At 75.2% G+C, this 10,166-nt stretch carries 8 protein-coding genes; 4 read left to right on the forward strand and 4 right to left on the reverse strand.

The genetic code is table 11. The features are described from left to right. The first annotated feature begins 383 nt into the window (after nucleotides 1–383). Together HYE82_RS28670 and HYE82_RS28675 are read left to right on the forward strand one after the other, a co-directional pair. Nucleotides 384–569: a hypothetical protein gene (locus HYE82_RS28670; protein ID WP_179177081.1), complete on the forward strand. Its 186-nt coding sequence runs from the start codon at nucleotides 384–386 to the stop codon at nucleotides 567–569. A 240-nt stretch (nucleotides 570–809) separates the two neighbouring features. After that, nucleotides 810–1,745, forward strand: coding sequence for a glycosyltransferase family 87 protein (locus HYE82_RS28675; RefSeq protein ID WP_179177088.1), 936 nt, complete (start codon nucleotides 810–812; stop codon nucleotides 1,743–1,745). Here the strand turns inward: HYE82_RS28675 and HYE82_RS28680 are convergent. After that, on the reverse strand, nucleotides 1,703–3,346 hold the full coding sequence (locus tag HYE82_RS28680; protein WP_179177082.1) for a DNA repair helicase XPB: 1,644 nt from the start codon (nucleotides 3,344–3,346) through the stop codon (nucleotides 1,703–1,705). The genes HYE82_RS28675 and HYE82_RS28680 overlap by 43 nt on opposite strands. Nucleotides 3,347–3,518: 172 nt before the next feature. On the opposite strand from HYE82_RS28680, the gene HYE82_RS28685 reads away from it, so the two are divergent. Continuing rightward, on the forward strand, nucleotides 3,519–3,986 hold the full coding sequence (locus HYE82_RS28685; RefSeq protein ID WP_179177083.1) for an N-acetyltransferase: 468 nt from the start codon (nucleotides 3,519–3,521) through the stop codon (nucleotides 3,984–3,986). A 92-nt stretch (nucleotides 3,987–4,078) separates the two neighbouring features. Here the strand turns inward: HYE82_RS28685 and HYE82_RS28690 are convergent, their stop codons facing one another. From HYE82_RS28690 to HYE82_RS28700, 3 genes are all read right to left on the reverse strand, one after another. Further along, complete coding sequence (locus tag HYE82_RS28690; protein WP_179177084.1) at nucleotides 4,079–5,356, reverse strand: LPXTG cell wall anchor domain-containing protein; 1,278 nt, start codon at nucleotides 5,354–5,356, stop codon at nucleotides 4,079–4,081. A gap of 328 nt (nucleotides 5,357–5,684) precedes the next feature. Further along, nucleotides 5,685–6,308: a DUF4291 domain-containing protein gene (locus tag HYE82_RS28695; protein ID WP_179177085.1), complete on the reverse strand. Its 624-nt coding sequence runs from the start codon at nucleotides 6,306–6,308 to the stop codon at nucleotides 5,685–5,687. Nucleotides 6,309–6,492: 184 nt separating this feature from the next. After that, nucleotides 6,493–8,991 (reverse strand): helicase C-terminal domain-containing protein, encoded by a 2,499-nt coding sequence (locus HYE82_RS28700; RefSeq protein WP_179177086.1) that lies wholly within the window; start codon nucleotides 8,989–8,991, stop codon nucleotides 6,493–6,495. 126 nt (nucleotides 8,992–9,117) lie between these two features. Between HYE82_RS28700 and HYE82_RS28705 the strand changes: the two genes are divergently transcribed. Further along, nucleotides 9,118–10,068, forward strand: coding sequence for a hypothetical protein (locus tag HYE82_RS28705; RefSeq protein ID WP_179177087.1), 951 nt, complete (start codon nucleotides 9,118–9,120; stop codon nucleotides 10,066–10,068). Nucleotides 10,069–10,166: the final 98 nt, after the last annotated feature.

The following is a 10,166-nucleotide window of genomic DNA, read 5'->3' on the forward strand; positions in this document are numbered from 1 at the left end:
GGGCTCGGGGGCGTGCGCGGGCACGGGACTGCCTCCAGCGGCTGGTCTGCAGGGGTCGGTGGCGTGATCGGTTGCGCGGCCGCGGGGCCACGCGTGCCCGCCGGTTCCGGCCGGTGGGCGCTCTCCCCGATACGGCGGCGGGAGGCGGCAAGAGCGGAGATTGTAGTCAGGGACCCCGCGCGGCGCGAACGGATTTCCCGGGCCCGAGGTTCCGGCCCGGGGCTCCGGGCGGGCCGTCCGCCGTCCGGGTGTCGTACCCCGGGGTGTCAGACCTCGGGGTGGGCCCCGTGGGTCGGCATGGGACGTCAGTCGTAGACGGGGGCCCCGGGGGTTCCGCCCCGGGAGCGATGCGCGGGACGAGGTCCTGAACGCACCATGGAGACATGAGCACCGCAACCTTCAGCCCGGTCCACGGTGGCCGCCCGAGCGGCGCCACCGCCACTTCCGACAGCCGCCACCGCCATGTCGTCGGCAACGTCCTGCGCGCCGTGAAGGTCTTCGCCGCGGCGGCCGTCAGCGTCTTCGTCCTCGGCGAGTACGGCGAGGACACTGGCGTCATACGCCGCTGACCGGACGGCGGCGGCCGGCCCGGCGCCGCCTCCGGAGCGCCATCCGCCGCGCCCGTCTCCCGAGCCGGTTCCGCTTCGGCGTATCCCGGCCTTCCGGCCCGGCGGCCCGCCGAGGCCGCCCTGCTGGCCGGATACCGTTGGGGCCCGCCGTTGATCCATTAGGGTCGCGCCGTGATCCGGCGTCTCCACCCCCTCCACACCCTCCATCCCGTCTCCTCGCCGTCGCCCCCGGCCGGCGCGCTGGTCACGGGCTCGCTGCTCGCCTTGGGCGTGCTCTGCATCGTGCTGCGCATTCCGGTTGCGGATGCCCTCGTCGAGGCCGTCGCCGGGATCTCGGGAAGCGAGTGGCGTCCGCCCGCCGCCTACCCGCCCTTCGCCGCGATCCTGTTCACGCCGGCCGCGTGGCTGCCGCCCGGTGTCCTCAAGGCCGTATTCGTGCTCGGCAATGCCGGCCTGCTCGCCCTGCTGATCCTGCTGTCCTGCCGCCTCGCGGGACTGCGGGCCCGGCTGGGCCCGGTCCTGGCCGCCACCATCGCCGGGCTGTGGGTCGAGCCGCTGTTCCAGGGGCTGCTGCCGGGACAGGTCAGCCTGGCGCTCGCCTGCCTGGTCCTGTGGGACCTGGGCCGCCGCGAGGCTGCCCTCGGCAAGGGGTTCGCCCTGGGCACGGCCGCCGGGATCACCTTGACCCCGGCGGTGTTCATCCCGTACCTGCTGCTGACCGGGCGGGTCCGGACGGGGCTGACGGCGCTGGCCGCGTTCACCGGCACCGGGCTGCTGGGGCTGCTGGTGCTGCCGCGGGAATCCGCCGAGTTCTGGGACCACCTGCTGAGCGTGGCCGGCCCGGGCCTGCTGCTGTACTGGCCGCACCTGTGGGTCTGGGCCGTGCCCCTGCTCGCCTTCCTGACCCGGGCGGCCCGCGCGCTCGTACCCGCCCCGGCGTCCGGACCCGTACCGGCGTCCGGACCCGTACCGGCGGGCGGACCTGTACCGGCGTCCGGACCCGTGCCGGCAGGCGAACCTGGCCGGGCGGGCGGGACTGCGCCCGGCGGCGGCCGCCCGTCGGCCCCGCCGGAGGTGCAGCCGCCGGCGGTACGGGCGCCGGCGGTACGGGCGCCCGGGCGGCCGCAGCCGGTTCAGTCGGCGGCGAGGAGCTCGTCGGCGTCCATGATCCGGTAGGCGTAGCCCTGCTCGGCCAGGAACCGCTGGCGGTGCGCGGCGAAGTCCTGGTCGATGGTGTCGCGCGCGACGACCGAGTAGAAGCGGGCCTCGTGGCCGTCCGCCTTCGGGCGCAGCACGCGGCCGAGGCGCTGGGCCTCCTCCTGGCGGGAGCCGAAGGTGCCGGACACCTGGATGGCGACGGTCGCCTCGGGCAGGTCGATGGAGAAGTTCGCGACCTTCGACACCACCAGCACGCTGATCTCGCCCTCACGGAAGGCGTCGAAGAGCTTCTCCCGCTGGGCATTGGAGGTCTCGCCCTTGATGACGGGCGCGTCCAGGTGCGCGCCGAGCTCGTCGAGCTGGTCGATGTACTGCCCGATGACGAGGGTCTGCTCGCCCCGGTGTTTGCGCACCAGGGCCTCGGTCACCTTCCGCTTGGTCGCCGTCGTCGCGCAGAAGCGGTACTTCTCCTCCGTCTCGGCGGTCGCGTACGCGAGCCGCTCCGACTCGGTGAGGTTCACCCGGACCTCGACGCAGTCCGCCGGGGCGATGTAGCCCTGCGCCTCGATCTCCTTCCACGGCGCGTCGAAGCGCTTCGGCCCGATCAGCGAGAACACGTCGGACTCCCGGCCGTCCTCGCGGACCAGGGTGGCGGTCAGGCCGAGCCTGCGGCGGGCCTGCAGGTCGGCGGTGAACTTGAACACCGGCGCCGGCAGCAGGTGCACCTCGTCGTAGAGGATCAGGCCCCAGTCGCGGGAGTCGAAGAGCTCCAGGTGCGGGTAGACGCCCTTCCGCTTGGTGGTGAGGACCTGGTAGGTGGCGATGGTGACGGGCCGGATCTCCTTGCGGGTGCCGGAGTACTCGCCGATCTCGTCCTCGGTGAGCGAGGTCCGTCGGACCAGCTCGTGCTTCCACTGGCGGGCCGAGACCGTGTTGGTGACCAGGATCAGCGTGGTCGCCCTGGCCTTGGCCATGGCCCCCGCGCCGACGAGCGTCTTGCCGGCGCCGCAGGGCAGCACGACCACGCCCGAACCGCCGTGCCAGAAGCCCTCCACGGCCTGCTGCTGGTAGGGGCGCAGGGCCCAGCCGTCCTCCTCCAGCTCGATGGGGTGCGCCTCGCCGTCGACGTACCCGGCGAGGTCCTCGGCGGGCCAGCCCAGCTTGAGGAGGGTCTGCTTGATCTGGCCGCGCTCGGAGGGGTGCACGACGACGGTGTCGGCGTCGATGCGGGCGCCGACGAGCGGGGTGATCCGCTTGGACTTCAGGACCTCCTCCAGCACCGGCCGGTCGGTGGACGTCAGCACCAGGCCGTGCACGGGGTGCTTGGAGAGGGTGAGGCGGCCGTAGCGCGCCATGGTCTCGGCGACGTCGACGAGCAGGGCGTGCGGGACGGGGTAGCGGGAGTACTCGACGAGCGCGTCGACGACCTGCTCGGCGTCGTGCCCCGCGGCCCGGGCGTTCCACAGGCCGAGCGGGGTGATCCGGTAGGTGTGGATGTGCTCGGGCGCCCGTTCCAGCTCGGCGAAGGGCGCGATGGCACGGCGCGCCGCCCCGGCGAGCTCGTGGTCGACCTCCAGGAGGAGAGTTTTGTCGCTCTGGACGATGAGAGGCCCGTTCACACGCGTCCCTTTCCGGCGTCGGGTGGCCGCCGGTCGCGGACGGCCAAACCTCCAGTCTGCCGTATCGCCGCGCGGCGGGGGTGTTCCACGGGCCGCGGGGCCGCCGGGGCGCCCGTGGGATCCCGGGGAATTCGGTGGCGGGTATCGGCGGGCCGGTGCCTAAGGTCGGGACATGAGCGATCAAGAGGCTTTCGTACCGGATGACTTCGACGTGCCCCTGGAGCTGGCCGGGGAGGGGTTCCGGCTGGAGCCGCTCGGGGAGCAGCACAACGAGCGGGACCTGGCCGCCTGGGGCGGCAGCATCGCGCACGTGCGGGCCACGCCCGGGTTCGAGGGGCGGGGGTGGCCGCCGCCGGCGGGGATGTCCGCCGAGGACAACCGGCGCGACCTGGCCCGGCACGCGCGGGACTTCGCGGCCCGGACCGGGTTCACGTACAGCGTCCTGGACGGCGACGAGGTGATCGGCTGCGTGTACATCTACCCGGCGAAGGAGGGCGGCAGCCCGCGGCCGGTGCACGTCAGCTCCTGGGTGCGGGCGGACCGGGCGGCGCTGGACGGGCCGCTGTACGAGACGGTGTCCCGCTGGCTCGCGGAGGTCTGGCCGTTCGAGCCGGGGCGGGTCGAGTACGCGGCCCGCTGAGCACGGGCGGGCCGCGATACGGCTGCAACGGCCGAAGGGGCCCGGCACGCCGTGGCGTGCCGGGCCCCTTCGGGGTGTCGTTGCGGTGCGGATCAGGCCTGGGAGACGGCCTTGCGGCGGCGGGCGCCGAGCCAGACCGCGGCGCCGCCCGTGGTGACCAGGGCCGCGGCGAGGGCGGAGTACAGGCCGGTGTTGGAGTCGGCGCCGGTGTTCGCGAGGGAGCCCGAGCCCGTGCTGGTGGTGCCGGTGGTGCCCCCGGCGGCCGCAGTCGTCGAGGCGGACGCCGACGGCGAGGCGGACGCGGACGCGGAAGCCGAAGCCGATGCGGACGGTGACGGGGAGGCGGACGTGGTCGGCGAGGGCGAGGACGAGGTGGCCGGGGCCAGCTCGATCTTCCCCGTGGCGGCGGCGATGACCTTGGGGTTGCCCTTGGCGAAAGCGACCTTTGCCTTCAGATCGATCTGGGCGGCCTTCGTCAGCTTCGTCTTGGGGACGAGCTTGACCTGGAGGCGGGTGGTGCGTTCGCCGGAGGCTGCGCCGAAGCCCTTTGAGATTTCCGGCAGGTTGAAGGCGACGCTGTCGCTCTTGACGTCCTGCCACTTGCCGTCGACCTGCGCCCGCACCTGGAAGTCGGGCGTGCCGAAGCCGGCGGCCTCCAGCTCCAGCCGGGTGGCCAGCTCGGTGTTGAACGCGCCGTCGCCGTCGGCGAGGTACTTCACGTTCAGCTCCAGGCAGTCGGGCGCCGTGCTGCCCTGGCAGGCGCCGAAGCCGTCGAACCAGGTGTTGAGCTTGCCCGCCTTGAAGACCGAGTCCGTCTTCAAGGTGTGGGAGGCGGTGCCGTCCTTCGTCAGCTCGGAGGAGGGCGGCACCTCCAGCTTGAAGTCGCCGAGGTTGGACGGGTAGTTCGTGCTGAGGCCGATGGTGACCTTCCAGGTCAGCGCGCTGTTCGCCGGCACCTCGTAGCCGTCGCCGGCCGGCTTGCCGGCCGCGTGGAACTTGCCCTGCCAGCCGCCGTCCTTCTGCTCGATGAAGGAGGTCGCCGGCTGGCCGTCGGCCGCCACGACCTTGAAGGTCACGTCGTCCTTCTGGAGCGGGCTGGGGCCGGAGGGGGTGCCGATGAGCTGCGGGTGGAAGACGGCGGCCTTGTCAGAGGTGTTGGTCACCGTCAGATCGAAGGTCTCGGCCGCGCCGCCCCGCTTCAGCGGGCCGCTCGGGTCCAGGTCAGCGATCGTGACCTTCAGGACGCCAGTGCCGTCGTTCGGGGCGGCGTACGCCGACAGCGGCATGAGGGCGGTGCCGGCGACGGCGGCGACCACGGCGGTGGCGGCAGCGGCGCGGACGGGGCGGCGGGCGGCGGTGCGAGCGGGCATGTGCGGATTCCCCCCAAGGAACCAAACGGGCAGGCGCTCCGTGTGGAACGGGCGCCGGCGGGAAGGCGACGGCGAAGTGCGCGCAACGGCCGCGGCAGAGTGCCGGGCCGGCCGGTGAGGCGGTGCGGGTGGTGCGGGTGTACGCGGTCTCGTGTGCGGGCCGCTACTGCTACTACGAAGTACTGATCTTCACACAAGCCGTACGGGCGATGCATCCCTCATGTGTCACTGCTCTGCAACAGAACCCCGGGAGCCATTCCCATCGCCCCCGACCTGCGCTAACAGGTATGAAAGGCTCCGCTTCCTGCCCGGCCCGACGGCCGTCCGGTCACGCCCCGAGGTGCGCCAGCGAGCCCGCCGGATAGGGGGTCTCCGCAGGCAGCAGGGCGCGCGCCGCGGCCCCGTCGCCGGCCCGCACCAGGGCGTGGATCTCCCGCGCCAGCGGTGTGACATCGCGGATGGAGACCGTCCACTCGTCGGCGTACGCCCGCGAGGCCGGCCCGGACAGGCCCAGCTGGAGGGAGCGGTACGGCAGCGGGTTCAGGTGCAGGTCCCGCTCGGGGTCCCACTGGACGCGGGCCGGGGAGTCGCGCAGCGACCGCTGCCAGGCCTCGCGGTCGGCGTGCGTGCCCGGCTCGTAGTGCGACAGGCAGGCGCGGCGCAGGGCCTCGTCGAAGCCCTCGCGGGTGATCTCGACGGCGAGGACGGTCTCCTGGTCGGTTTTCGCGGCCCAGCCGCAGCGGTACATCATCCACAGGAACGACGGCTTGATCCAGGTCATCCGCTCCCGCTTCCAGGCGGGCGGGAACCGGCCGTCGCGGGCCGCCGGGAGGCCGAGGTGGGGCGCGTACGCCTGGTAGACGGTGATGGTGGTGTCGGTGTGGGCGGCGCGGACCTGCCGGTAGGGCGCCGTCTGCACCTGCGCGGCCCGCGGGGGCGTGCGATCGGACATACGGGTCAGCCTGGGCCGTGGACCCCCGCGTCGGCCAGTGGTTTTCGCCGCCCGCGACCGCCGGGCGCTCCGCGGGAAGCGTCGCGCCGGGTCGTGATCGTCTGCGGCCCGGTGTGGCGGGTCGCGCGGTTCCCCGCGCCCCTTCAGGGTGCCGGCGAGCCGCAGTCGACTCCGTCACGGCGGCTCAGAGGTGTTCCTCCTCCAGCTCCGCGACCCCGGTGATCCGGTGCAGGGCGTACGTCCGCACCTCGTCGGCCGTGTGGTCGTAGCCGGTGACGAAGCCGCCCTCGACCCGCACCGGGGCGATGACCCGCTGGCTCGCCGCCCCCTCCGCGTTCACGTAGCCGATCCACACCGACGATCCCGTCAGCGCGGCCGCCTGCACCGTGGCCAGGGTCTCCGCGGCGCTGGTGCGCGGGAGTTCACCCGGCGCCGGCGCCGCCCCGGACCTGCCCGCGGCCGCGCCCGCCGGCTCCTTGCGGACCGCCGTCGCCGCGTGGTCGCCCGCGCGGATCGCCCGTACGGCCGCCCCCAGAAGGGTCTCGTCGGGCACCGGCGGCCCCTCCGGCACCGGTACGGGCCTCGCGCGCGCCGGGGTGCGGCGGGCGTCGGCCCGGGCCACGAGCACGTCGCCGGTGTGGGACTCGGCGGCCGGGGCGTAGCCCATCGCCCGCAGCCCGTCGAGCAGGGCGGTCGGGTCGGCCTGTGCGGCCAGCACGGTCGGGGCGAGGCGGCGCAGGCCCATTCCGGCGGACCGCTTGTCGGCCAGGATCTCGTTCAGCATGCCGTCGTCGTCGCAGCGCACGTACGAGGACGCGGCCCCCACCCGCAGGTGGCCGTGGCGGCGGGCCACGTCGTCGATCAGGTACGTCAGCGGTTGCGGGACCGGGGTGATGCTGTGCTCGGCGAGGAAGGCGTGCAGGTCGGCCGCGGTCCGCCCGGCGTCCAGGGCCCGCCGGACCGAGCCGGGCGTGAACCGGTAGACGGTCGCCCCGCCCTTGGACTCCACCTCCGCCAGCACGGCCAGCACGTCGCCGAGCGGTCGGCGCAGCGGTCCGGGCGCCACCGCCGTCAGGTCGGCCTGCAGCAGTACGTGGTCGACCGGTTCGGGCAGCAGCGGGGCCAGCAGCGGCGCCGGGTCGCGGTGTTCCAGCAGGGCGCGGCCGGGCGCGGAGAGCGCGCCGCGGCCGGTGACGCCCAGCACCTCGGCCTCGGTGAGCGTGAACCGGGCGAGGCGGGCCCGCAGCTCGCTGGTGCCGCGGGCCGGCCGCTCCCAGGAGAGCCGGTCGAGGAGGACCTCCGGGTCGGGGGCGCCGCCTTCGGGGAGGGCGGCGAGGAGTTCCAGGACCCGGCGGCGCACCTCGGGCGCGCCGGACCGGTCGAGGCCCGGGCCGAGGGCGGCGAGGGTGCGGCCCTTCGGGTCCTGCTCGCCGACCGCGCCGGCGGTGCGGGTGGCGGGCAGCCAGGCGGTGGCGAGGGCCGACCAGCGTTCGGCGGGCGGCAGTTCCAGCCAGTCGTCGAAGGCGGGGGTGGGCGCGTACCGCTCGTCGGCCTCGCCGTCGCCGGCCAGCAGCCCGGCCGCGTAGGCGAGTTCGACCCAGAACGCGGCGGTCGGCTCGTCGGCGTCCAGGGTGGCTGCGGTCCGCTTGAGGTCGCGTACGGACAGGCCGCCCGCGCGCAGCACCGGCGGGCCCGTGTGCTCCCAGGACTTCACCAGCTCCTCGACGGTGGCGAGGGCCGCCAGGGCCTGCCCGGCCGCATTGGCGTCCACAAGCTGTGGACGGTGCTCGCGCTGCGCCACCACCGGCGGAGCGAGCGGCTCCGGGGCGCGGTGCGCCAGACCGCCCCGCAGGTACAGGGCCACCTCGCGCGGCAGCACCACCGTCCGCGGCGACGCCGGCAGGAGCAGGCCGCGGTCCCGCAGCCAGCGCACGGGCGGCGTCGGATCCGGGGTGACCTCCCCGTACGGCGGCCCCCACACCAGCCGGTCCAGCACCTGCCGGGCCTCCGGCGGAGCCGTCTCCAGCAGGGCCGCCATCCGCTCCGGATCGGTGAACAGGCCGGTCAGCGCGGCCACCGCCGACACGGGATCGTGGGTCGCGGGGAGCCCCGCCGCCGCGACGATCTCCTGGATCCGGGTCGGGGACATCCCGGCCGTGGCCTCGGCGACGGTCGGGCCCAGGCCGGTCGGCGACGGGCGCGCGGCCGACGGGGCCAGGAGCTCGCGGGCGGTGCGCACCAGGCGCAGCCGGTCGTCGTCGCCCCATACGAGTGCCTGGTCGCGCAGGGCGGCCAGGGCGCGGGGGAGCTCGGCGCGGGTGCCGTTGTCCGCGGGAGCGGTGGCGGCGGGGGCTTCGGTGTCGGTGTCGGTGCCGGTGTCCCCCGGGGGGCGGGTGCCGGCCAGCAGGGACTCCAGCACCCCGTACGGGCAGGGGTCCGGGGCCACCGCGAGGGCCTCCGCGGTCTGCAGCGCGAACCGGTCGAGCCGGTCCAGGGCGCGGAGCACCGAAGCCCGCGTCCCGGCCCGGGTCGCCAGCTGCGTCACGTCCCCCGGCACCGGGCTCAGCAGATCCGGGCGGGCTTGCAGCAGGGCGGCGAGCGCCGCGTCGTCCCTGGCGCGCAGCGCCTCGGCGAGGGAGCGCGGGGCACTGCTGCTTGCTGTGGCGCTGCTCGGCTCAGGCACGGTCGCCTCCTGGTCGTCGGCCGGTCCCCATCCGGCCAACGTTATCCGCTGCGCCCTCGGCGTCTCCACGGGCGCACGCGCTACCTTTCGGGAGGGCGGTACGGGGCGGTACGGGAGGAGCCGGGCATGGGGATCGAGAGCGACCACCTCGTCTACGCATATCTGAGCCGCGTCGGGGACTTGGCGCAGCAGCGGCAGATGCCCTCCGGTGACCGGATGCGGCTGGTGGCGGGGCTGCGGGACGAGATCGACCGGCGGCGCGCCAAGTACGAGCCGGAGACCCCGGACGCGGTCCGCGGCATCCTGGAGCGGATCGGCACCCCGGAGGACGTCCTGGACGGCGCCGGCGCGCCCCCGGCGGAAACCGCGAAGCCGCAGGCGGGGGCGGTTCCGGTCCAGCGCGGCCCGCGCCGCGACCGGCCCGCGAGGGGAGCGGCGGACGCGGACGAACCCGACTGGTGGCGGATCCCCGCGAGCCCGTACGGCGGTGGCGGGACGCGGGGCGGCGGGCCGCAGGTGGAGGGCTTCACGGGCGGCATCGAGATCCCGGAACTCCTCGCCCGCCCGGAGGACCTCGACGACGCGGCGACACCGAAAGCCCCGGGGGACGCGCCCGGGGCGGCCCCGAAGCAGCAGACCCTCGTCCGCTTCCTCCGGGACCGCCGGCGCTCCGCGAAGAAGCCCGACGAGGACGCCCCGGCCGACGCCCCGGCCGAAGCCACCGCGAACGCTGCGACACCGCGCCCGAGGCCGCACCTCGTCCTCCTCCTGGCCGCCGGCGTCCTGGCGGCCGGAGCCGTCGCCGGCTCGTGGCTGCTGCTGATCGGCGGCTGGGTGCTGGCGTACGCGTCCCGGGTGCTGGGGCCGACCGAGCGGAAGGCGGTCGTCTTCGGGGTGCCGGGGGCGGTGTTCGCCGGGGCCGTGGTCTGGCTGTGGGGCAGGCTGGAGGGGCGCTGGGGCGCGCCGCTGACGGACGAGGGGCTGGGCGGCGTCTTCCAGGGCATGTGGCCCTGGCTGGCCCGGGCCGCGGCCCTGGCCTCGGCCGCCTACCTCGTCTGGCGATCCCGCCGCCGCTGACCCTCCCGCCGCCGCTGCCGCCGCCGCTGCCGCTGTCACCGCCGCTGACCCTCCCGCCGGGCGGCGGCGGTCTCCCGCCGCGCGGAGCCGTCCCCCAC

It is taken from the genome of Streptomyces sp. BR123, assembly GCF_013401435.1.
Classification (GTDB): domain Bacteria; phylum Actinomycetota; class Actinomycetes; order Streptomycetales; family Streptomycetaceae; genus Streptomyces.